The sequence below is a fragment of the Streptomyces sp. NPDC091287 genome, assembly GCF_044768525.1.
In the GTDB taxonomy this organism is placed as follows: domain Bacteria; phylum Actinomycetota; class Actinomycetes; order Streptomycetales; family Streptomycetaceae; genus Streptomyces.
The window spans coordinates 96,801-117,852 of the sequence record NZ_JBIVUV010000021.1 but is presented as its reverse complement, the minus strand read 5'-3'; the positions used below and the strand labels follow the sequence as shown (position 1 = coordinate 117,852).

General features: G+C 73.0%; 25 protein-coding genes. 6 read left to right on the top strand and 19 right to left on the bottom strand.

Features of this window, described 5'->3' with window-relative positions; genetic code table 11:
- The first annotated feature begins 85 nt into the window (after positions 1–85).
- Positions 86–1,093, top strand: coding sequence for a PHP domain-containing protein (locus ACIQRW_RS31180; protein WP_403766573.1), 1,008 nt, complete (start codon positions 86–88; stop codon positions 1,091–1,093).
- A 101-nt stretch (positions 1,094–1,194) separates the two neighbouring features.
- On the opposite strand, the gene ACIQRW_RS31175 is transcribed toward ACIQRW_RS31180, so the two are convergent.
- On the bottom strand, positions 1,195–1,386 hold the full coding sequence (locus tag ACIQRW_RS31175) for a DUF6381 family protein (RefSeq protein WP_069757189.1): 192 nt from the start codon (positions 1,384–1,386) through the stop codon (positions 1,195–1,197).
- Between the two features lie 119 nt (positions 1,387–1,505).
- Complete coding sequence (locus ACIQRW_RS31170; protein ID WP_403766570.1) at positions 1,506–2,711, bottom strand: aromatic acid exporter family protein; 1,206 nt, start codon at positions 2,709–2,711, stop codon at positions 1,506–1,508.
- Positions 2,712–2,839: 128 nt separating this feature from the next.
- On the opposite strand from ACIQRW_RS31170, the gene ACIQRW_RS31165 reads away from it, so the two are divergent.
- Positions 2,840–3,022, top strand: a complete 183-nt coding sequence (locus tag ACIQRW_RS31165) for a DUF6480 family protein (protein WP_403766567.1) — start codon at positions 2,840–2,842, stop codon at positions 3,020–3,022.
- Positions 3,022–3,693 (top strand): endonuclease, encoded by a 672-nt coding sequence (locus tag ACIQRW_RS31160; RefSeq protein ID WP_403766564.1) that lies wholly within the window; start codon positions 3,022–3,024, stop codon positions 3,691–3,693. Before ACIQRW_RS31165 ends, ACIQRW_RS31160 begins: the two co-directional genes overlap by 1 nt.
- Before the next feature lie 129 nt (positions 3,694–3,822).
- Here ACIQRW_RS31160 and ACIQRW_RS31155 read toward each other — a convergent pair whose 3' ends face one another.
- Together ACIQRW_RS31155 and ACIQRW_RS31150 are read right to left on the bottom strand one after the other, a co-directional pair.
- On the bottom strand, positions 3,823–4,002 hold the full coding sequence (locus ACIQRW_RS31155) for a hypothetical protein (RefSeq protein WP_397917889.1): 180 nt from the start codon (positions 4,000–4,002) through the stop codon (positions 3,823–3,825).
- A gap of 75 nt (positions 4,003–4,077) precedes the next feature.
- The gene (locus tag ACIQRW_RS31150) at positions 4,078–4,467 is read right to left on the bottom strand and encodes a hypothetical protein (RefSeq protein WP_265597667.1); all 390 of its coding nucleotides are present in this window, start codon (positions 4,465–4,467) and stop codon (positions 4,078–4,080) included.
- Between the two features lie 87 nt (positions 4,468–4,554).
- Here ACIQRW_RS31150 and ACIQRW_RS31145 point away from each other — a divergent pair, with 87 nt between their 5' ends.
- Positions 4,555–4,920, top strand: coding sequence for a DUF779 domain-containing protein (locus ACIQRW_RS31145; protein ID WP_403766560.1), 366 nt, complete (start codon positions 4,555–4,557; stop codon positions 4,918–4,920).
- Between the two features lie 34 nt (positions 4,921–4,954).
- Here ACIQRW_RS31145 and ACIQRW_RS31140 read toward each other — a convergent pair whose 3' ends face one another.
- The 5 genes from ACIQRW_RS31140 to ACIQRW_RS31120 form a co-directional block, all read right to left on the bottom strand.
- On the bottom strand, positions 4,955–5,695 hold the full coding sequence (locus ACIQRW_RS31140; RefSeq protein ID WP_403766558.1) for a hypothetical protein: 741 nt from the start codon (positions 5,693–5,695) through the stop codon (positions 4,955–4,957).
- 100 nt (positions 5,696–5,795) lie between these two features.
- Positions 5,796–5,990 (bottom strand): hypothetical protein, encoded by a 195-nt coding sequence (locus tag ACIQRW_RS31135; RefSeq protein ID WP_018955839.1) that lies wholly within the window; start codon positions 5,988–5,990, stop codon positions 5,796–5,798.
- A gap of 117 nt (positions 5,991–6,107) precedes the next feature.
- Positions 6,108–6,986, bottom strand: a complete 879-nt coding sequence (locus tag ACIQRW_RS31130) for a phosphatidylinositol-specific phospholipase C/glycerophosphodiester phosphodiesterase family protein (RefSeq protein WP_403766555.1) — start codon at positions 6,984–6,986, stop codon at positions 6,108–6,110.
- Between the two features lie 183 nt (positions 6,987–7,169).
- On the bottom strand, positions 7,170–8,072 hold the full coding sequence (locus ACIQRW_RS31125) for a serine hydrolase (RefSeq protein WP_403766552.1): 903 nt from the start codon (positions 8,070–8,072) through the stop codon (positions 7,170–7,172).
- Complete coding sequence (locus ACIQRW_RS31120) at positions 8,069–8,647, bottom strand: LysR family transcriptional regulator (RefSeq protein ID WP_403766744.1); 579 nt, start codon at positions 8,645–8,647, stop codon at positions 8,069–8,071. The genes ACIQRW_RS31125 and ACIQRW_RS31120 overlap by 4 nt, the downstream gene beginning before the upstream one ends.
- Before the next feature lie 56 nt (positions 8,648–8,703).
- Here ACIQRW_RS31120 and ACIQRW_RS31115 point away from each other — a divergent pair, with 56 nt between their 5' ends.
- Both ACIQRW_RS31115 and ACIQRW_RS31110 read left to right on the top strand, forming a co-directional pair.
- Positions 8,704–9,408 (top strand): GPR1/FUN34/YaaH family transporter, encoded by a 705-nt coding sequence (locus ACIQRW_RS31115; RefSeq protein WP_403766549.1) that lies wholly within the window; start codon positions 8,704–8,706, stop codon positions 9,406–9,408.
- Positions 9,409–9,552: 144 nt separating this feature from the next.
- Complete coding sequence (locus ACIQRW_RS31110) at positions 9,553–10,842, top strand: PQQ-binding-like beta-propeller repeat protein (RefSeq protein WP_403766547.1); 1,290 nt, start codon at positions 9,553–9,555, stop codon at positions 10,840–10,842.
- Positions 10,843–10,879: 37 nt separating this feature from the next.
- On the opposite strand, the gene ACIQRW_RS31105 is transcribed toward ACIQRW_RS31110, so the two are convergent.
- The 10 genes from ACIQRW_RS31105 to ACIQRW_RS31060 form a co-directional block, all read right to left on the bottom strand.
- The gene (locus tag ACIQRW_RS31105) at positions 10,880–11,554 is read right to left on the bottom strand and encodes an ABC transporter ATP-binding protein (RefSeq protein ID WP_403766544.1); all 675 of its coding nucleotides are present in this window, start codon (positions 11,552–11,554) and stop codon (positions 10,880–10,882) included.
- Entirely contained in the window at positions 11,547–12,476 is a 930-nt protein-coding gene (locus tag ACIQRW_RS31100; RefSeq protein ID WP_403766741.1) for an ABC transporter ATP-binding protein, read from the bottom strand. The genes ACIQRW_RS31105 and ACIQRW_RS31100 overlap by 8 nt, the downstream gene beginning before the upstream one ends.
- A 65-nt stretch (positions 12,477–12,541) precedes the next feature.
- Positions 12,542–13,399, bottom strand: coding sequence for an ABC transporter permease (locus ACIQRW_RS31095; RefSeq protein WP_403766542.1), 858 nt, complete (start codon positions 13,397–13,399; stop codon positions 12,542–12,544).
- On the bottom strand, positions 13,392–14,357 hold the full coding sequence (locus ACIQRW_RS31090) for an ABC transporter permease (protein ID WP_364878512.1): 966 nt from the start codon (positions 14,355–14,357) through the stop codon (positions 13,392–13,394). The genes ACIQRW_RS31095 and ACIQRW_RS31090 overlap by 8 nt, the downstream gene beginning before the upstream one ends.
- Before the next feature lie 23 nt (positions 14,358–14,380).
- Entirely contained in the window at positions 14,381–15,997 is a 1,617-nt protein-coding gene (locus tag ACIQRW_RS31085; protein ID WP_403766539.1) for an ABC transporter substrate-binding protein, read from the bottom strand.
- Positions 15,998–16,131: 134 nt separating this feature from the next.
- Complete coding sequence (locus ACIQRW_RS31080; RefSeq protein ID WP_403766536.1) at positions 16,132–17,253, bottom strand: acyl-CoA dehydrogenase family protein; 1,122 nt, start codon at positions 17,251–17,253, stop codon at positions 16,132–16,134.
- Complete coding sequence (locus ACIQRW_RS31075) at positions 17,250–18,443, bottom strand: acyl-CoA dehydrogenase family protein (RefSeq protein ID WP_403766533.1); 1,194 nt, start codon at positions 18,441–18,443, stop codon at positions 17,250–17,252. The genes ACIQRW_RS31080 and ACIQRW_RS31075 overlap by 4 nt, the downstream gene beginning before the upstream one ends.
- Entirely contained in the window at positions 18,440–19,405 is a 966-nt protein-coding gene (locus ACIQRW_RS31070; RefSeq protein ID WP_403766530.1) for an NADPH:quinone oxidoreductase family protein, read from the bottom strand. The genes ACIQRW_RS31075 and ACIQRW_RS31070 overlap by 4 nt, the downstream gene beginning before the upstream one ends.
- Before the next feature lie 119 nt (positions 19,406–19,524).
- Positions 19,525–20,124, bottom strand: a complete 600-nt coding sequence (locus tag ACIQRW_RS31065) for a helix-turn-helix domain-containing protein (protein WP_003964368.1) — start codon at positions 20,122–20,124, stop codon at positions 19,525–19,527.
- A 62-nt stretch (positions 20,125–20,186) separates the two neighbouring features.
- Entirely contained in the window at positions 20,187–20,921 is a 735-nt protein-coding gene (locus ACIQRW_RS31060; RefSeq protein WP_403766527.1) for a PIG-L deacetylase family protein, read from the bottom strand.
- Between the last annotated feature and the right edge of the window lie 131 nt (positions 20,922–21,052).

Below are 21,052 nucleotides of genomic sequence, written 5' to 3'. Positions count from 1 at the left end.
GGGCGGATGCGCCCATCCTGGTGGGGCGGGCGGACTGCCCGACGCGGACCTGTGCCGGCCGCGGACGCTCCTGGTGGAGGTGCCGATGGACCCGGTCACCGCCCTACGGCGGATCGCCTTCCTGCTGGAACGCTCCCAGGCCGCCACCTATCGGGTGAAGGCCTTTCGTACGGCCGCCGCCGCCGTGGATGCGATGGCCGCCGGGGAGGCGGCGGAGCGGGTGGCCGCGAACTCCCTGGAGCGGGTCGCCGGGGTCGGGCCACGCACCGCCGAGGTGATCCGCGAGGCCCTGGCCGGGCAGACGCCGCGGTATCTGGACCGGCTGGAGGCGGAAGCCGCCGCTGAGCCGCCCGTCGAGGGGGGCGAGGATCTCTTCGCCCGGTTGACGGGCGACTGCCATCTGCACTCGGACTGGTCGGACGGGGGCAGCCCGATCGAGGAGATGGGCCGGACCGCCGCGGAGCTGGGGCACGCGTGGGCCGTTCTCACCGACCACTCGCCCCGGCTGACGGTGGCCCGCGGCCTGTCGCCGGAGCGGCTGCGGGAGCAGCTCGCGGTGGTGGCGCGGCTCAATGAGGAGTGGGCCCCGTTCCGGCTGCTGACGGGCATCGAGTGCGACATCCTCCCGGACGGCTCGCTCGACCAGGAGCCCGCGCTGCTGGAGCGGCTCGACGTGGTCGTGGTCTCGGTCCACTCCAAGCTGCGGATGGACCCGGAACCGATGACCCGTCGCCTGGAGGCGGCGGTACGCCACCCGCGGGCGAATGTGCTCGGCCACTGCACGGGACGCCTGCTGACCGGGCGCGGCCGACCGGAGTCGCGGTTCGACGCGGACCGGGTCTTCGCGGCCTGCGCCGAGGCGGGGACAGCGGTGGAGATCAACTGCCGTCCGGAGCGGCGGGATCCGCCCCTGCGGCTGCTGCGCGCGGCCGTCGCGGCGGGGGCGCTGTTCGCGATCGACACCGACGCGCACGCCCCGGGGCAGCTCGCCTGGCAGCGGTCGGGGTGCGCCCGCGCCGAGGAGTGCGGGGTGCGGGCCGACCGGGTGGTGACGACCTGGAGCGCCGACCGGCTCCTGGAGTGGGCCCGCTGACCGCGTCCGGGGGCACACGGTCGCCGCGCGGGGGCACGCGGCCGCCCGCCCCGGAGGTTCGGCAGGTCCCTCCGGAAGCGGGCGGGCGGGCGTCGGCCGGGCTACTTCTCGGGGTAGACGTCCCCGGCCTCCATGGCGCTCTGCTGCTCGCTCCGGTCCCGGATCGTCCGGGACTTCTTCTCCAGGCGCTCGCGCTCGTGCGGGTCGCTCGCACGCTCCGCGGCCTCCGCGAGCTGCTGGGCCTTCTCACGCATCTGCCGAGCCAGGTCGGCGGGTTCGTCCGAACCGCTCATCACCACTCCTTGGACGCTGGGGACCTCTGACCCCAGCGAACCAGCGACCGGCCCCCGCCGCATCCCGCGCGGCCCGGGCTCTCGCGCCGTACTCGGGGTGTCGCTCCGGCGCGGGCGGTTCAGGAGGGCTGTCGGCCCAGCCGCCGCAGGAGTGCGCGCAGCCTCGGGTGACGCGCGTGCGCCTCCGCCGAACGGCGGTCCAGTTCCTCGCCGAGGCGTTCGGTGCGCTCCTCGATGTCGAGTTCGGCCAGCACCCGGTCGATCTCGGAGAGCAGGGCGCCGTGCAACTGCCACTGGCGCGGGTGCTCCTGGACGTCCTCCAGCAGGAGGTCGGCCACCCGGTCGCGGGTGGCGCGGCTGCGGACGAGCGCGTCGGCCAGCCTGTCCTCCGCCGCCTCCGCGTCGGCGGCGAGCTGGGTCGTGACCAGTACGGCGAAGCTCTCGATCGCTTCGGCCAGGTGGCCGAAGAGTTCCTGGAGCAGTTCCGTCACATCGGCCGGGAACAGCGACTCCTCGGTGCGGGCCTTCGCCAGGTCGGTGAGGGTGCGGGACAGGACGCGCAGGACGACGGCGCAGATCTCCAGCGTGTCGAGTCCGGTGCGCAGGACGACCCGGTGGAGCAGCCCTTGTCTCACCCTGGGGTTGAGGGTGAGACTTTCCTCCGCCTGGCGCAGGGAGGCGTCGACCTCCACGATGTCATGGTCGAGCCTGCGGGCCTCGTGGAGCCGGGCGGCGGCCCGGGGCACGGGGTTGTTCCCCACGAGCTCCTCGCCCATGCTGCGCAGCATGGTGCCCATCCGGGTGGCCAGCGACTCGATGGAGGAGCCGGCCGAGTCGACCCAGACGGGCGGGGCGAGGAGCAGATTGAACAGGAGTCCCACGACGGCGCCGATCAGGGTCTCCCACACCCGGTCCCAGGCGGTGTCGGCGACCTGGGAGACGCCGAGGACCAGCATCGCGCTGATCGCCACCTCGGGCACGAACTCGTTGACCCGGACCAGCCGCCCGATCAGCAGCGAGGTGAAGATCGTGAGGCCGAGGCTCCACCAGCTCAGCCCCACCAGAGAGCTGAAGGCGATGGCGATGAGGACACCGACGACCACCGAGTTCACCCTGCGGACGCCGGTGGTGAGGGTCGCGTAGAGGGTCACCTGGACGACCAGGAGTGCGGTGAGGGGTGCGGTCAGCGGCGCGGGTTCGGGCAGCGCCCAGACCGCCACGGAGTAGGCGATGACGGCAGCCGCCGTCGAGCGCAGCGTCTGCACCCCGGCGGGTTCGGTGGTGCGCTGAACGAGCTTGACGACGGGGGCGGAGACTCGGGGCATTCCTTGACGGTGCCCCGAATTCCCTCGCCGCAGCGCTTCCCCCGTCCGGGCTCCGCCGTACGGCCCCGCACCCTGGCACGGAACCCGGACGGCGTGCGCGGGAGCTCGGACGGAGAGACCCTGGAGACATGGCTGTTCTACTGAATCCCCCAGGAGAGACACCGCCGGCCGAGGGTTCCATCGGGGAGGCCCACGAGGAACGCGCGGACGGAGGGCTGTGGGAGCACCCCGGCGTCTGGGCCGCCCTGATCGTGGTCGGCGCGCTGGTGGTCGCCGGATTCTTCCTCGCCCGGATCTTCGGTTACGGGTGATGAGCCGCGAGGTGTCCGCATCGGCGCGCCGGATCACCGACGCGCTGCTGGAGGGGTACGGGCGGACGTATGCGGCGGAGGCGGGGATCCGGCTGCGTGACACTCCGCAGCCGCTCTACCAGCTCCTGGTGCTGAGTCATCTGCTGAGCGCCCGGATCCGGGCGTCGGTCGCCGTGGCCGCCGCGCGGGCGTTGTTCGCGGACGGCATGCGCACCCCGCGCCGGATGGCCGACGCGACCTGGCAGCAGCGTGTGGACGCGTTGGGCGAGGGCGGCTACCGCCGCTACGACGAGCGGACCTCCACCCAGCTCGGGGAGGGCGCACACCTCGTCCTCGATGTTTGGAAGGGCGACCTGCGGCGCCTCCGCGCGGAGGCGGACGGCGACGCGGAGGTGGTGCGTGCGGGGCTCCAGCGGGTCCAGGGGATCGGACCGGCCGGGGCCGACATCTTCGTACGCGAGGTGCAGGACCTCTGGCCGGAGACCGGGTTCCGGGCCGGTGCGAAGGGCCTGCAAGGAGCCGAGAGGCTCGGTCTGCCCACCTCTCCCGGCCCGCTGGCGGAGCTGGTGCAAGGCCGGGACCGGGCCGCGTTCGCCGCGGCGCTGGTCAGGGCGGCTCTCGACCGGGAGGTCGTCGAGACGGTCCGGGAGAACGCACAGGCCCGCAAGTAAGCCCTGCCGTGCGGCCCCCGCACGTCAGCGTCCTCGGGAGACGGGGCTTCCTCGGGCGACGCGAGGGACGTCAGCGGACTCGCGCGGGTGCCCGTGCCGTGCGTGACGGCACGGGCACCAGCGCCTCTCTCAGCGGTCGGAGGCCGCCCGCGCTGCGCGTGCCAGGGCCTCCTCGCGGCGGGCCTCGGCCTGTTCCTTCCTGCCCTCGGCCTTCAGCCGCTCGTCCTCGAGGGCGATGCCGTCCGATTCCTTGATCATGCCTTTGAGCCTCCGCGCCTTGGCGCGGGCTATGTCGGTGCTCTTTCCCACAGCTGCCTCCATGCCGCGAGGGAGATACGCGCTTCTCCCTCCACTATGCATACCCGCGCGGCGGAACGCAGGCCGCTACAGCAGTGGATTCTCGTCGTCGTCCGGTCCGCCGCCCTCGACCCGCAGCGCGAGGTCCTGGAGGACGTCCGCCGACGACACGTCGGTCTGCCCGGAGTCGTGGACCTGGGCCAGCATCGTGAACGCGAGGGTGAAGGCGCTCACGAGCTGTTCGACCGCACCGCCGACCTCGCGCCCGACGACGGTGACCACCTCCTCCACGGAGAAGTCGTCGGGGATGGCGATGTGGGGCATCGTCTCGTTCAGCAGGGCGGTGACGGCGCCCGCTCCCGTGTCCAGATCTTCCCGTTCGAGGTCCGCCTCCAGCAGACGCTGCATTTCGCGCGCCTCTGTGAGGATGCCGATCACGCGCTTCACGACTTCCCGTTGCTCCATGGCCGCGAGCATAGGGCGTGCAACCCGGTCGCAACGTCCGGTCGAGTTGACTCGCGTCCGGTTGTCGCGGCGTCACCGTAGCCGAGAAGGGGCAGGTCCATGGAGTGTGACCCGAAATCTCCCGCCGTCGAGCTGACACCGGCCGCGGCCGGTCTGCTGCGACGGCTGCGGGCGGACCACGGCCCGTTGATGTTCCATCAGTCGGGCGGCTGCTGCGACGGCAGCGCGCCGATGTGCTATCCGGCCGGTGAGTTCCGTACCGGGAACGCCGATGTGCTGCTGGCGGACCTCGCCGTCGAGGGGATGCCCGGGAGCGTGCCCTTCTGGATGTCGCGGAGCCAGTACGAGGTGTGGTCCCACACCCGGCTGATCGTGGACGTGGTGGAGGGCCGCGGCAGCGGGTTCTCGCTGGAGGCTCCGGAGGGGGTGCGGTTCCTCATCCGTTCCCGTCTGGTGGACGGCTGAGGAACCGCACCGCCATCCTGTCGGGCGGTGTCGCTCAGCGCGGCGGGCGCTTCGGGCGCGAGCGGTTCTCCAGCATCGCCCGGCGGATTCCGGCCGCCGTGGAACGTGCGTGCTCCGGGGTCGCCGTGTGGTCGGCGACCGAGGTGACGAAGCGGTGCAGCGGCTGCCTGCAGCGGGTGCACGGGGTGTCGGTGGTGAGGAGGTAGCCGTCCTCGCACTGCGGGTCGGTGCACGGTCCGGGCCGCAGGAGCTGTTCGGCGATGTCCTGGGCGCTCCACCGGCGGCGGCCGTCCTCGTCCTTCTCACCCAGCGCGTGGGCCCAGCGCAGGTTCCAGCGCCGTTCGATGCGCTCGCGCAGGAGGCCGGAGCTGCGGACGGCGAGTTCCTGGTGGATGAGGTCGTGCACGGTGCTGGGCAGCCGGCCGCCGAGCGCCTGGAGGAGCTGGGGCGGCAGGGCCTGGAGGACGTAGCCGGGCGGGTTGCTCCGGGCGTTCTCCCGCCAGCGGTCGCAGGCGCAGGACCCGTCGGGGCGCTTGGGGGCGTGGCAGCGGCCGCACAGTCCGCGGCACTCGGCGCACAGCCCGCCGTCGAGCCCGTCCAGATAGGGCGCGGGTGCCCGGCCGCACTCGTGGCAGCAGGCCGCGCACGGCCCGCAGAGCCGCTCGTTGCCCGCCTTCGTCGTCCAGGTCCGCATCTGGCACCGGCAGCACAGGCCGGTGTTGCAGTACTCGTGGTGGGCGGCGCCCGAGTGCCGACCGGAGGGCGGAAAAGACATCTGCCCATTGTGCGGGATGTCCGGGCGGGGCGTGGACCGGCCGCCGACCCGGGCCCGTGCGGGGGTCCGCGTCGAGGCCGGGTGCGGCAGTGGGGCCGGGTCAGGGGTGGAGGCCGCTGACCAGGTCCGCGGTGGCTCCGACGCCGTCGTGGATGGTCGGCGCCATGCTCGTACCGGCCAGGAAGAACCCCAGCAGGACACAGACCAGAGCATGGGAGACCTTTAGTCCGCCGTTGCGCAGGAAGATCACTGCCAGGATCAGCATGAGCAGGACCACCGAGATCGAAACGGCCATGGCCAACCTCCTCCGCCGCGCCGGATTTGCGGCATTCGGCCGCCAGTGTGGCGCAGCGGAGGGGCTGTTCGGCGCACTGGCGTGTCGGCCGAACGGGTACTTCCGGGCCGGGAGGCGTTACGGGGTCGGGGCGCCGTTCCCCCGAGCGCGGAGGAATCGTTCGAGTCCGGCCAGGTCGTCGGTGTTGAGGTGGTCGACCCCGGCGGCGAGCAGTTCGGACCAGACGGCCTCGCGTTCGGGTCCGGGCAGGTCGGGCGTGGCCCAGAAGCGGATGTGGCGGCCTTCCCGGTGGGCGGTGGCGACGAGGGTGCGGAGCCGGTCGCGCTCGGCCCGGGGGAAGGGGCCGGCGCCCAGCCAGCCGAAGCTCTGGGTCCAGTTGGCACTGACGAGCGGGGCGAACGAGGCGGGGGCCGCGGTGCCGAGGTCGTCGAGGCGGCCGTCGTAGAACGCGTACCGGGTGCGCTGCGCCTCCATGGGGACGCGGGCGGCGCGGTCGCCGGAGATGACCGGGGTGACCGCGCCGGGGTGGACGCGGCCGTGGCTGTAGCGGGTGAGGATCCGGTGGTGGCGGCGCAGTTGCCGGTCCAGTTCGCGGTAGGCGGCGACGCCGTCGGCCTTGATGTCGATGAGGAGCTGCAACGGGGCGCGGTGGTGCGGGTGGACGCTGCCGTGCCCCGCACGGACCAGGGCGGCGAGCGGGTCCAGGTAGAGCGAGGCGAGGGTGCGGGTGGGGTCGAGCATGGCGGGCTCATGGGCCACGAGCAGGTCGCCGCCGACGAGGAAGACGTCTGCCTCGACGCTGGTGAACCCGTGGGCGAGCGCGTCGTGCAACGGCCGGGGGTGCAGGTAGTCGTTGTGCGCGTGGGCCTGGCGTAACGGGCGCGGACCGCGCGGGCGGGCGGGTGCGGCGACCGCTGTCGCGGTGGGGGCGGCGACGGCCACGGCGGCGGTGGCGAGGGCGACCGTGAGCGCGCGGCGACGGGTGGGGTGGGCCATGGGGACTCCCTGAGCGGCGTACGGGCGGGGTGGACGGTCGCGTCGAGTATGGAGTCGCGGCGGCGATTTCCGTCAGGTACCTGACAGTTGTTCGGCGATGTTTCACGCCTCGGCCACCTCGGGGGCGCGTGGCCGGTCGGCCACGACCCGCGGGAGAATCCTGGGGTTGCCGGCAGGGGACGCCTAGAACTGCCGAAGATGGTCGCGCAGCCGCCGGGCGGCCTCGGCCATCAGGGCGTCGACGCCCGGCTGCACGCCCGTCGGGACCGACGACTCCGTCAGTACGGCGATGGCGAAAGTCTGTCCGTCGACGTGCTCCACGACACCGATCTCGTGTCGCAGGTTCAGCAGGGTGCCCGTCTTGGAGGACCAGCTGCTCGCGTCGGAGCTGAAGTCCGGGGTCAGCCGATGGCGCAGCACGTTGTGCGCCAGGAGTTCGCGCAGCCGCTCGGCCACCTCCGGGTGGATCTTCGACGGGGTCCACACGGCGTGGAGGAGGTCGACGAAGGCGCGTGCGCTGCCGGTGTTGGCGCGGGTCGTGTCGAGCTGCGGCACCCGGTGGCCGCGGCCGCTGGTGCCCGCGTCGATGGCCAGCGCGTGGGCAAGGTGCACCTGGTCGGCGTCGAAACGCTCGACGGGCGTGTCGAACAGCTCCTCCGTGCGGTGCCGGACCGTGATACCGCACAGGCCGGCTTCCCGGAGGATGTCGGCGACCTGGGCGGGCGGGGTGAGGGCGAACAGCGCGTCGGCTGCCGTCCCGTCGCTCAGGCAGGTACTGAGGTAGAGCAGGTCGTCGATCGCGACCCGGGCGGGGTGCCGGAATCGGCTGAGGCCGGTAGGGCCCGGCGTGCTGACGCGACCGGGCACCACGTCCAGCGGGGTCGCGCCGTCCAGCTCACCGCGCCGGATGCGTTCGAGCGTGGCGAGCGCGAGCGGGACCTTGACCAGGGAGGCCGACGGCAGCTGCGTGTCCGGCTCGATGCCCAGCTCCTCCCCCGTGTCCAGGTCCCGCACCAGCAGGCACGCGCGCAGGCCGCCATCGTGCAGCCGGGCGCGCACGGCCCGCAACAGCGTCTCGGTGTTCATGCCGGCTTCCCTCCCCCGGTAGCGGCCGGGTCATCCACGCCCAGGCAGCGGGCTATGGCCTCGCCCAGGCGCACTTCCATGGGCAGGGGATTGCCGTCCGCCACGACCGTGAGAGCGTAGCCCCGCCGCAGCGTCAGCTCGCCGATGGGATGCCAGGCCAGGGCGAGTTCCGCCGCCTGGGCTCGGGAGCACAGCAACAGGTCCCCGGAGCAGAGGACTTCGGCAGCGGCGGCCGTCAGGTCGGGTGCGGCGAGAACCTGCGCGGGCCGCAGTCCCACCGCGTCCCGCAGCCGTGTCAGCGGGTCGCGGATGTGGGGCACGTCGTCCTCCGGCTGGATCCAGACGCGGCGGGCCGGGCCGGGCTTGTGCTTGACGGCTTCGGCCTCGTCCAGCAGGACGCCGGCGGCCTGGACGAGCTGTCTGGCGGCGGGCAGCATGTCGCGCCCGAAGGGGGTGAGCACCGCCCGCCGGGATGTGCGCTCGAACAACCGCTCGCCGAAGCGCTCCTCCAGCGCCGCGACCCGGCGGCTCGCCACCGACTGCGACATCCCCGCGGCGGCTGCTCCCTCCCCGATCGACCGCGACCGCCACCGGTGTCCGCGGACCGGTCCGGAACTCGTACGCTTGCGCGGTGACCCAGGAATCCAGCCCGAACCGCCCTTCAGAGCCGCTGACGACCGACGCCGTGACACGGATCGTGCTGCGCCCGATCGCCAGCCCGCTGCCGCTGGGCTTCTTCGCCCTCGGCATGGGCAGCACGGTTCTGTCCTCCCTCCAACTCGGCTGGGTACCGGCCGCGCAGAGCAGCATCCTTCTCCTCCTCGTCCTCATCTTCGTCGTGCCGCTCCAACTCGTCGGCGGAGTCTTCGCCTTCCTGGCTCGCGACGCCGGGGCCGGCACGGCGCTGCTGTTGCTCGGCGCCGCCTGGGCCGGAACGAGCGTGACGTCCCTGGACTCCCCGCCCGGCAAGCCGGTGGTGGCACAGGCCGTCTTCCTCCTCGCGCTCGTCCCCTTCGTGCTCGCACTCGCCGGGGCGGCCGTGCAGTCCAAGCCCCTGTTCGCCGTTCTCCTCACCCTTACCGCGGTGCGTTTCGCCCTCACCGGCCTCTACGAGGCGGGTCTGGGAAGCATCCTCCAGACCGCGGCGGGCTGGACCGGTCTCGGCATCGGCGTCTTCGCCCTCTACGGCGGACTCGCCCTGCTCGTGGAGGACGGCAAGCAGCGCACCGTGCTCCCCCTCTTCCGCCGTGGAAAGGCCCGTGAGTCCATCGAGGGCAACCTGCGCGAGCAGCTCACCGAGGCCCAGCAGGAGGCCGGAGTCCGCCACCAGCTCTGACGAGCACGACCGCGCGACGCCGACCGCGAACCGGCGGCGCGTACGGAGCGACGTCGGCACACTCCTCGCACGCATGTGAAGTTTCGGTGCGGGTAGACGGGCGTTGTCATCCGCCCCGGGTGACCTCTCACCAGGAGGAACTCGTTGAAGCTCGCAACGTGCCTGTCACGTAGAAGATTTGGCATCTTCTGCGTCGCCTCGGCCACCCTGCTGACCTTCACCGGTTCGCCACAGGCGGCGGCTCCGGACGAAAGGCAGACAGCCGCTCCGGCGGCGCGGCAGGCCCTGGGACAGGCTGCCACCGCGGCCGAGCTGAAGGACGCGACGCTCGGCTACCGCGCCAACGGCCGGGCGGACGGCCTCGTCACGGGAGCCACCGCCGCCCCGCCGTACAAGAAGCTGTGGACCCGCGACTTCGGCACCGTCGTGTCGGCGCCGGTAGCGGTCGGCGACAAAGTGTTCGCGGTCGTCAACGCCGACGACGGCACCGAGGGCGGCCCGCGCATGATGCTCGTCGGGCTCCAGGCCGCCACCGGCAAGGATCTCTGGCCGGCCGTCCGGCTGGAACAGAACGAGCCCCAGGCCGGGGTGGCGTACGGGGGCGGCCTGCTCTACACACAGACGGCGCGCGGCACGATCGCCGCGTGGGACCCGGCCACCGGCCGCCAGAAGTGGTCCCTGCAGCTCGCCTCCGCTTCCATGCAGTACCCGCCCGTCTGGTACGACGGTCTGGTCTATCTGCAGGACGGCCGCGGCACGGCCCTGGCGCTGCGGGCCGACACCGGAGCCCGGGTGTGGGAGGCCCCGCTCTCCGAGTACTCGTGGGCCCCGACCGTCGTCGACGCCTCGGGCGTGTGGATCGGTTTCGACAGCCTCGGCTGGCACCACCTCGATCTGAAGACCGGTGCCGAGCTGCACAGCTTCCATGTGCCGGGCGTCTGGGGCGCCTACGGCAATCCGGTCGCGCTGGGCGCGGGCGCGGCCTGGACGCGCAGCTACGACAGCGACGACGTGACCGTCACCGCCTACGACCAGAAGACCGGCAAGGCCGTGCGGAAACTGCCTGCCGACGCGACTCCGGTCTTCGGCCCGGACCGCGTGTACGTCGCGCACCTCGGCAAGGTCCGCGCGCTGGACACCCGCACGTACAAGGCGGCCTGGACCTACACGAGCTCGGTCGAGGCCGCCACCGTGCGCCTGGTGGCCGGCGGCTACGTGTACGTCGAGGACGCCGACGGACGCCTCGTCGTGCTCGACCAGAAGACCGGCAAGGTGACCTGGACCTACCGCCGTTACCCCGAACCCCACCCCCAGTCGATCATCCTCGCCGAGGACGACGTACGCGGCTTCGTCGTTCCCGGCATCGCCACCTCCGGGGCCCGCCTCTTCGTCCCCTCCGCCGAGGGCACCCTGATCGCCTTCGGCAAGGCGTGAACCGGCCGAGCACCGAGAAGGGGCCGCCCGGGAACCGTCACCCGGCCGGGGCCTTCTCGGCGGTCCGCTCGCCCCAGCGGACCGTACGGTCGCACCAGCGCTCCAGCAGCACCCGGTCGTGGCCGACCGCCAGCAGGGCCGCCCCGGACTCGGAGCGGTAGCGCTCGACCACGGCGACCAGGGCGGCCGTCGTGGAGGCGTCGAGCATCGCGGTCATCTCGTCGCAGATCAGCAGCCGGGGCTCCAGCACCAGGGCCCGTGCCAGGCAGGCCCGCTGGAGCTGGCCGTCGCTCACCGCGTGCGGGCGGCGCTCCAGCAGCTCCTCGGAGAGACCGACCAGCGGGGCCAGTTCCGCCACCCGCTCGGGGACGTCCCGGCGGCGCCCGGTGGACCGCAGCGGCTGCGCGATCAGTTCGCGCAGGCTGAGCCGGGGGTCGGCGGAGAGCCTGGGCTGCTGGAAGACGACGCCGACGGCCGTGCGCTGCTCGCGCGGGGCCCGGTGCCGCCAGCCGCGTACGACCGTGCCGTCGAGGGTCATCGTTCCGGCGTCCGGGCGGTGCAGGAGGGCGGCGACCTTGGCCAGGGTGGACTTGCCGCAGCCGCTGGGGCCCAGCAGTCCGACCGCCTCGCCCGCCGCGACGTGCAGGGAGACATCGCGGACGACGGGGTCACGGCGGTCGTATCCGGCGGTGATCCGGGTCAGCTCAAGCATCGGCGGCCTCCTTGAGAGGGTGCGTCCGGCCGGGCAGTGCGTGGTGGCAGGCCAGGTCCGACGCGAAGGCCGGGCGTTCGCCGGTGCAGCGGGCGTCCGCGTACGCGCAACGGGTGGCGAAGGCGCAGCCGTCGGGCAGCGCCCCCAGCTCCGGCGGCATCCCGGGGATCGGGGCGAAGTCCCGCTCGGGCAGGGCGTTCAGCAGGCCCTTGGCGTACGGGTGGCGGGGGCCCGGTGCGCCGAAGAAGGGGGCCGCGTCCGCGATCTCGACGATCCGGCCCGCGTACATCACGGCGACCCGGTCCGCGATCCGCATCGCGGCGGCCAGGTCGTGGGTGATGATCAGCAGCGCCCTGCCCTCGTCGGTGTGGCGGCGCAGTTCGTCGACGGTCCGTTCGACGAGGTCCCGGTCGAGTCCGGTGGTCGGTTCGTCGGCGAGCAGCAGCGGGGCGTCGCCGACCAGGGCGAGGGCGGTCGCGGCGCGCTGGGCGAGGCCGCCGGAGAGCTCGTGCGGGTAGCGGTCGAGGTGGCCTTCGGGGAACGAGGCGCGGTCGGCCGCCGCCACGGCGGCCTTCGGCAGCTCGCTCCCCCGCACCCCGGTCAGCTCGCGCAGGCTCTCCTCCAGCTGGGCCCGGACCGTGCGCACGGGGGTGAGGTGGGCGGCGGGACTCTGCGGTACGAGGCCGATGCGCCGTCCCCGTACGGTGCGGGCGAGGGTGCGCTCGTCGGCGGTCAGCAGGTCCGTGTCCCCGCCGAGCACCGCGCTGCCGGTGGTCGCCGCGTTGGCGGGCAGCAGGCCCAGCAGGGCGGAGGCCAGGACGGACTTGCCGCAGCCGCTCTCGCCGACCAGGGCCAGGCACTCCCCCGGCGCGACGGAGAAGCGGGCGTCGGTGACGGCCGCGATGTCCCGGCCGCCGCGCATCCGGAAGCGGACGGAGAGGTTCTCGACCGCGAGGACGGGGGGCTCGGCGGATTCAGGGGCGCGGGTCACAGCATCAGCTCCGATTTCCGGCGCGGGTTGATCCGGTCGCGCCAGGCTCCGGCGAGGCCGGCGAGCGCGAGGGTCGGGATGATCAGGAAGAGGCCGGGGAAGAGGGTGGGCCACCAGTCCCCCGCGAGCAGCGAACCGCGCGCGGACTGGACGAGATTGCCGAGGCTCGCCTGATGGGCCGGGAGCCCCAGCCCGAGGAAGGACAGCGCCGACTCGTGCCACATCGCGTGCGGCACCATCAGGACCGCCGCCAGGCCGGCCTGCGGGAGCACGCCCGGCAGCAGGTGCCGCACGATGACCCGGGTGCGGGAGGCGCCGCCGGAGACGGCCGCGTCGATGAAGGGGCGCGAGCGCAGCGAGAGCACCTCCGAGCGGACGATCCGGGCGGTGGACAGCCAGTGCGTCAGGGCAACCGAGATGATCACCGGCCAGACGCCGGGCCGGAACATCGCGACGATGAAGATGCCGAGCAGCAGGTGCGGCACGGAGGACAGGGCGTCGACGACCCGCATCACGATCCGGTCCGTCCAGCCGCCGAACGCCCCGGCGAGCGCGCCGATCGCGGTGCCGATGACCGTGGCGGTGAGGGCGGCGACCAGGCCGACGAGCAGCGATACGCGCAGTCCGTAGACGCAGCGGAGCAGGAGGTCGCGGCCGACGTCGTCGGTGCCGAACGGGTGGGCCCAGGACGGCGGGTCGAGCTTGTTGGCCAGGTCGACGGCCTGCTGGTCGAGCTGGGCCAGCGGCGGGACGACGAGGACGGCGAGCAGGACGGCGACGACGATCGTGGCCGAGGTGACGATCCGGACGCGGCGGGTGGTGCGGCCGGGAAGGGCGAGCGCGGTCTCAGCCATCGAAGGCCACCCGGGGGTCGGCGAGTCCGTAGAGGAGGTCGGAGAGCAGGTTGCCGAGCAGTACGGCGGCGGTGGCGAGCACCGTGAGCGCGGCGAGCAGGGAGAAGTCCACCGAGGTGGCGGCCTCCACCGTGGCGGCGGCGATGCCGGGCCAGCTGAACACCGTCTCCACGAGCAGCGCGCCGGTGATGAGTTCGGGGACGCGGGAGCCGATCAGGGTGAGCATCGGCAGCATCCCGGAGCGCAGGGCGTGGCCGAGGAGCACGGTGCGCTCGCTCAGCCCCCGGGCGCGGGCGCCGCGCACCGGGTCCTCGGCCAGGGCGTCGGCGACCCCTTGGCGTACGTACAGGAAGAACCACGGCAGCTGGGAGACGCCGAGGACGGCGGCGGGCAGCACCAGGTGGGAGGCGACCTGGCCGAAGGTGACGACGTCGCTGGCGGCGTCGGTGAGTCCGCCGGCCGGGAGGACGTCCAGCTTGAGGGCGAAGAACCAGATGGCGAGCAGCCCGAGCCAGAACGCGGGGGCGGCCTCCAGGGTGTACGCGGCGGAGCTGACGCACCGGTCGAGCCAGCCGCCGGGTCTACGGGCGGCGAGGACGCCGAGGCCGGTGCCGAGCAGGATCGCGACGAGGAAGGCGGTGGCGGCGAGCAGGACGGACCAGCCCATGCGCTCGGCGATGACGTCAGCGACCGGCTGGCGCATCACGCTGGAGTCCCCGAAGTCGCCCTGGAGCGCCGAGGTCAGCCAGTCCCACCAGCGGGCGACGAGCGGCTGGTCGACGCCGAGGTTGGCCCGCAGCTGGTCGAGGTTCTCCTGCGACGCGGTGAGTCCGGCGGTGCCCGCGTAGGCCTTGACCGGGTCGAAGGGGGACGCGGCGGCGACGGCGAAGACGCCGAAGGTGACGACGCCGAGGACGGGGACGGCGAACAGGGCCCGCCGTCCCGCCATCCGCGCCATCGGCACCCAGGGGAGGCGTCGGCTCACTTCTTCGAGCCTCCGGAGCCCTCGGTGGACCACTTCTCCACGTTCCACCAGGGGCCGGAGGCCAGCCCGTGGTCGTGCGGCTCGACCTGGGTGGTGAGGGGGCCGAAGCGGTCGTCGACGACGTAGAGGTGGTCGATATGGGTGAGGAAGGTGTAGCCCGGGTTCTTCACCAGCTCGCGCTGGACGGTGTCGTAGGCCTTCTTGCGCTCGGCCTTGTCGCCGCTCCTGCGGCCGGCCTCGATCGCGGCGTCGACGGCCTTGTTGTCGTACCAGGCCATGTTGTTGAAGCCGTCGCCCGCGAGGGAGGACTTCAGCAGGGTGTACTGGTCGAAGTCGGGGTCGGCGGGCGAGCCGCCGCCCGCGAGCACGGCGTCGTGCTTCATCCGGGGCTCGATGACCTCCCAGGTGCCGGCCTCGGCGGTGATGGCGATGCCGGCCTTCTTGGCGTCGGAGGCGTAGGCGAGGGCGTGCTCCTGGCGGAGCTTGTCGCCGGTGAGGTACCAGAGCGGGAAGGCGGCGCGGACGCCGTCCTTGACCCGGACGCCGTCCTTGCCGGGCTTCCATCCGGCCTCGTCAAGGATCTTCTTCGCGGCGGTGAGGTCGTGGGGGCGCTCGGTGCCCTTGGTGAACCACTCGCTGTCGGTGGGGACGGGCCCGTAGGCGGGCTTGCCGTCGCCGTTGAGGATGGCGTCGACCATGGTCTCGCGGTCGACGGCGACGTCGAGGGCGCGGCGCACGGCGGTGTCGCCGGCGACCTTGTTGTGGGTCGGGAGGGTCACCGTGCGGTAGTCGTAGGTGGTGGCGGCGACCGTCTTCTTGCTCTTGTCGTCCGCGAAGCCCTTGGCGAGGTTGGGCGGCAGGATCGCGCCGTCGAGGTCGCCGGAGCGCAGCCGGGTGGCGCGCACGTCGTCGTCCTTGATGATCGCCATGGTGAACTTCTTCACCTCGGGTTCGCCGCCCCAGTAGTGGGGGTTGGCGGTGAAGCTGAGCTTCTCGCCCTTGGACCACTTGGTGAGGACGTAGGGCCCGGTGCCGATGGGGCGGGTGGTGAAGGCCCCGGTGTTGACGTCCTGCTCGCCCGCGATGTGCTGGGGGGCGATGGGCAGGACGGTGCGCTGGGCGAACGGCGCGTAGGGGTACTTCAGCGTGAAGACGACCGTGTCCTCGTCCTTCGCCGTGACGTCCTTGACGGCGTCCAGCTCGGTGCGGGAGGCGTTGTTGGTCTTCTCGTCGAGGATGGTGCGGTAGGTGAAGACGACGTCCTTGGCCCCGAACGGCTTCCCGTCGCTGAACTTCACGCCCCGGCGCAGCTTGTACGTGTACGTCAGGCCGTCGGCGCTGACCTCGGGGAGCTCGGCGGCGAGGGCGGGACGGAGCTTCATGTCCGCGTCCAGGGCGAGCAGTCCGTCGAAGATCTTGGAGTTGCCGTCCTTGCCGTAGCCGAGCAGCGGGCTCAGGCTGTCGGGCTCGTAGGCGATGCCGACGACGGCCGAGGTGGACCCCGATCCGGAACCGCTCTTGGCGCTGTCCGGGTTCGAGCAGGCGGCTGCGGTCAGGGACAGTGCGGTCGCCATCGTGGCGGCGACCGCCACCCGTATCGATCGGGCCGTCATAGTCCCCACATCCCTGTTCAAGATCGGCTGTTATTGCGAACAGTGTGCAATTAAACAGCACGTAAAAGGCCCTGGTACAGCCCGCCTCGACAGACGAGACGGGTGCACCAGGGCCGATGCGTCCGAGGGCGCCCCTACGGAGCCGGAAGTTCCGCCAGCTCCGCGACGGTCCGACGGTGACGGCCCGCCGTGCCGTACGCGATCGAGTCGGCCTTGGCGCGCTTCAGGTAGAGGTGCGCGGGATGTTCCCAGGTCATGCCGATCCCGCCGTGCAGTTGTACGCACTCCTCGGCGGCGTGGACCGCGACGCCGGAGCAGTACGCCTGGGCCACCGCGACCGCGAGCGGGGCGTCGGGGCTGCCGGTGGCGAGGGCGTCGGCGGCGTTGCGGGCGGCGGCGCGGGCCGAGACGACCTCCAGCCAGAGCTGCGCCATCCGGTGCTTGAGCGACTGGAACGAGCCCACGGGCCGGTTGAACTGGTGGCGCTCCCGGGTGTACCGGACCGTCTCGGTCAGACACCACTCCGCGAGGCCGAGCTGTTCGGAGGCGAGCAGTCCGGCCCCGGCGAGCAGTCCGCGCCGTACGGCGGTGGCGCTCGCGTCCGCGTTCGCCAGCAGGGTCCCGACGGCCCCGGACAGAGTGACGGCGGCCAGCGGCCGGGTCAGGTCGAGCGGGACGAGCGGCTGTACGGCGACGCCCGGGTCGGCCGCCCCGACGGCGTACAGGCCCTCGGCGGTCGGCACCAGCAGCACATCGGCCACCGCCGCGTCGGCGACGCCGCGTACCGTCCCGTCCAGTGAGGCGAGCGGCGCGTCCACCCCGGCGGGCGAGGTCGCGAAGGGCACGGCGAGCACGGCCGTACGGGCGCCGGAGGCCAGCTCGCCCAGGAGCGCGGCGGCCGGACCGTCCTCGGCGCCCAGCGCGAGCAAAGTCTCGGTGGCCACGACGGAGCTGGTCAGATACGGGGCGGGGGCCACGGCCCGGCCGAGCTCCTCCAGGACCACGGCGGCCTCGCGGTGGGACGCGCCCTGGCCGCCGAGCTTCTCCGGCACGAGGAGTCCGGCCGCGCCGATGCCGGTGGCGAGCGAGGACCACAGCCGCTGGTCGTACGGCGTGTCGGCCTCGGTCGCCGCGATCACCGTCGGCGCGTCGGCCCGGTCGGCGAGGAGGGCGCGCACGGCGGCCCGCAGGTCCTCCTCGTCCCTTGAGTAGAGCAGGTCGGGGGTGGCGGGGGGCTGCTGGGCGGGCGCGGTCATCGGCTCAGGTCCTTCCAGGCGACGTCCTTGTCGTTGCGGGGTTCGGAGGGCAGGCCGAGGACACGCTCGGCCACGATGTTCAGCAGGACCTCGCTGGCGCCGCCCTCGATGGAGTTGCCTTTGGAGCGCAGATAGCGGTAACCGGCGTCCCGGCCGGTGAAGTCGACCAGCTCCGGGCGGCTCATGGTCCAGTCGCCGTACAACAGGCCTTCGTCAGCGAGCAGTTCGACTTCCAGGCCGCTGATCTCCTGGTTGAGCCGGGCGAAGGCGAGCTTCATGCCCGACCCCTCGGGGCCCGGCTGTCCGGCGACGAGCTGCTGGCGCAGCCGCTCGCCGGTGAGCCGGGCGACCTCGGCCTCCACCCATAGGGTCAGCAGGCGCTGGTGGGTGTCGGGGGTGCGCAGCTCGGGGCGCTCGCGCCAGGTCCTCGCGACCGGGCCGATCATGCCGCCCTCGCGGGGGATGCGCGAGCCGCCGATGGAGACACGCTCGTTCATCAGGGTCGTCTGGGCGACCTTCCAGCCCTCGCCGACGGGGCCGAGTCGGTGGCTGTCGGGGATGCGTACGCCGGTGAGGAACACCTCGTTGAACTCGGCCTCGCCGGTGATCTGGCGCAACGGCCGGACCTCGACGCCGGGGTCGGTCATGTCGCAGATGAAGTAGCTGATGCCCCGGTGCTTGGGCAGGTCCGGATCGGTGCGGGCGATGAGGATCGCCCAGTGGGCCAGGTGGGCGCTGGACGTCCAGACCTTCTGCCCGTCGACGATCCAGTCGCCGGTCTCGTCCCTGGCGGCCCGGGTTGCCAGGGCCGCGAGGTCGGATCCGGCGCCGGGTTCGCTGAACAGCTGGCACCAGACCTCCTCCCCCACCCACAGCGGGCGCAGGAAGCGCCGCTTCTGTTCGTCGGTGCCGAAGCCGAGGATGGTGGGGGCCGCCATGCCGAGGCCGATGCCGATGCGGCGCGGGTCGTTGTCCGGCGCGTCGGCGGCGGCGAGTTCGGCGTCGGCGACCTGCTGGAGGGAGCGGGGGGCGTCGAGTCCGCCGAGGCCCGCCGGGTAGTGGACCCAGGCCAGGCCGGCGTCGAAGCGGGCCCTCAGGAAGTCGGTGCGGTCGGTGGTGGCGGGCGGGTGGGCGGCGAGCAGCTCGCGGGTGCGGCGGCGGACCTCGGCGGCGTCGACCGCGGGGCTCATCGGGCGCCTCCGGGCAGGACGACGATGCGGCCGGTGCTGGTGCCGTCGGCGACGCGCTGGACGGCGTCGGCCGCTCGGGCCATCGCGACGCGCTCACTGACCAGGGGTTTGACGATCCCCTGCTCGGCGAGCTTGGTCAGTTCGTCGTGGCAGGCGCGGACGGCGGCCGGGTCCTTGGTGTTGTACAGGCCCCAGTGCAGTCCGACGACGGAGTAGTTCTTCACCAGGGCGTGGTTGAGGCCCGGGGTGGGGATGACGCCGCTGGCGAAGCCGACGACGAGGATGCGCCCCTCGAAGGCGACGCACTTGGCGGACTTGGCGTACGCGTCGCCGCCGACCGGGTCGTAGACGACGTCCGCGCCGCGCCCGCCGGTGGCCTCCTTCACTGCGGCGACGATGTCGTCGGAGCGCCGGTCGATGACCAGATCGCAGCCGAGCTCGCGGGCGACCGCCGCCTTCTCCGGGCCGCCGACGACGCCGATGACCTTCGCGCCCGCCGCCCTGCCGAGCTGGACGGCGGCGCTGCCGACACCCCCGGCCGCCGCGTGGACGAGGAGGGTCTCACCGGGCTGGAGGCGGGCGCGGCGGTGCAGGCCGAACCAGCCGGTCTGGTAGCCGATGTGCAGGGCGGCCGCCTCGGCGTCCTCCAGCGATTCGGGGGCGGGCAGCAGGGCCGCCTCGTCCGCGACCACGTAGTCGGCGAAGCCGCCGTGGGGCAGGGCGGGGGTGGCGAGGACCCTCCGCCCGTCCTCGGTGGTGCCGCACACCTCGACGCCCGGGGTGAACGGCAGCGGCGGCCGCACCTGGTACTGGCCCCGGCAGAGCAGGGCGTCGGGGAAGTTGACGTTCGCCGCGCGGACCTCGACGAGCACCTGCCCGTCGCCGGGCGTGGGCCGGTCCGTCTCCTCCAGCCGCATCACCTCGCCCGGCTCGCCGTTCCGGTGCACTCGCCATGCCTGCATGAGGGGCCTCCACAACACTGTCGGCATCAACCGCTGGAGCGGTCGGCATTACCACTGCTGCGCCGCATACTAAGCGGTCGCTTGCCGATCTGGGAACACCTCGGGCCCGCCCCCGGGCTTCAGGCGCGCTTCGGCTTCGCCCGCACGTGCATGCGCTCGCCCTGCGGGCCGAACAGGCTGAGGAACTCCACCGTCTCGTCCTCGGCCGGGCCGAACCAGTGCGGCAGCCGGGTGTCGAACTCGGCGGCCTCGCCCGGCTCCAGCACCAGATCGTGTTCGGCCAGCAGCAGCCGCAGCTTCCCGGAGAGCACGAACAGCCACTCGTACCCCTCGTGCGTGCGCTGTTCCGGCGGGCCGCCGCTGCCGGGCTCCTGGATCAGCTTGTACGCCTGAAGGCCGCCCGGCCGGGCGGTCAGCGGCAGCATGGTCCGGCCGTGCTGCACGATCGGCTTGGCCCGCACGCGCGGATCGCCGACGGGCGCGGCGCCCACCAGGTCGTCGAGCGGCACCTCGTGGGCGCGGGCGATCGGCAGCATCAGTTCGAGGCTGGGGCGCCGGCCGCCGGACTCCAGCCGGGAGAGCGTGGAGACGGATATGCCGGTGGCGGCCGAGAGCGCGGCGAGGGTGACCCCGCGGTCCTTGCGCAGCCGGCGCAGGCGGGGGCCGACGCCGGAGAGGACGGACTCCAGTTCCGGGTCGTCCCGGTCGTGTTCCTTCATGCGGCCATTGCAGAATCGGCAAGCCGGTTTGTCAATACGGTCAGTGCGCGGTCAGTGCGCGGTCAGTGCGCGAAGATCTCGAAGGTGACGGCAGGCCGACCACCGAACCGCTCGGCCGCGTCCTTCGCCATGCCCTCCAGGAAGGTCCGGCAGTAGCGCTCCGGGTCCTCCTGGGTCAGCGCCTCGATATACGTGCGGTGCTCCAGCAGCGACCGGACCGAGCGTTCGAGACCCGCGGTCGCGTCGACCGCGTGGGTGGGCCGGTCGCTGCCCGCCACGGCAGTCCAGCGCACCCCGTCCCACGGATCGAGTCCCCGTTCGCCGAGTTCCGGGAAGATCCAGCGGTTGCCCGCGTCGGCGACGGCGTCCAGTGCGGCGCGCCCGACCGCGCGGTGGTCGGGGGTGTTCCAGGCGACCCCGCCCCAGGTGTCCCGGTGGTTGAGGGTGACCACCAGTTCGGGGCGGTGCCGGCGGATGGCCGCGGCGATGTCGCGGCGCAGGCCGATGCCGTACTCGATCACGCCGTCGCGGTGGTCCAGGAACTCCACGGTCCGCACACCGACGACGGCGGCGCTCGCCCGTTGCTCCCGCTCGCGCACCGGTGCGCACTCCTCGGGCGACAGGGTGTCGATCCCGGCCTCGCCGCGGCTGGCGAGGAGGTAGACGACCTCACGGCCGCCGTCGGTCCACTCCGCCACGGCGGCGGCCGCGCCGTACTCCAGGTCGTCGGGGTGGGCGACCACGGCCAGGGCACGCTGCCAGTCGACGGGCATGGGTTCGAGTCGCTGCGACGTCATACCGGCAGGCTACCCACGTACCGTCGGCACGGCGGGCTTCCCGGCTCCGGCTCCGGGCGTGCGAGGCTGGAGTCCGGTGACGGTCACCGCGAACACGGCCGCCCGGCCCGTCCGGGCAGGGTGAGGGGGCA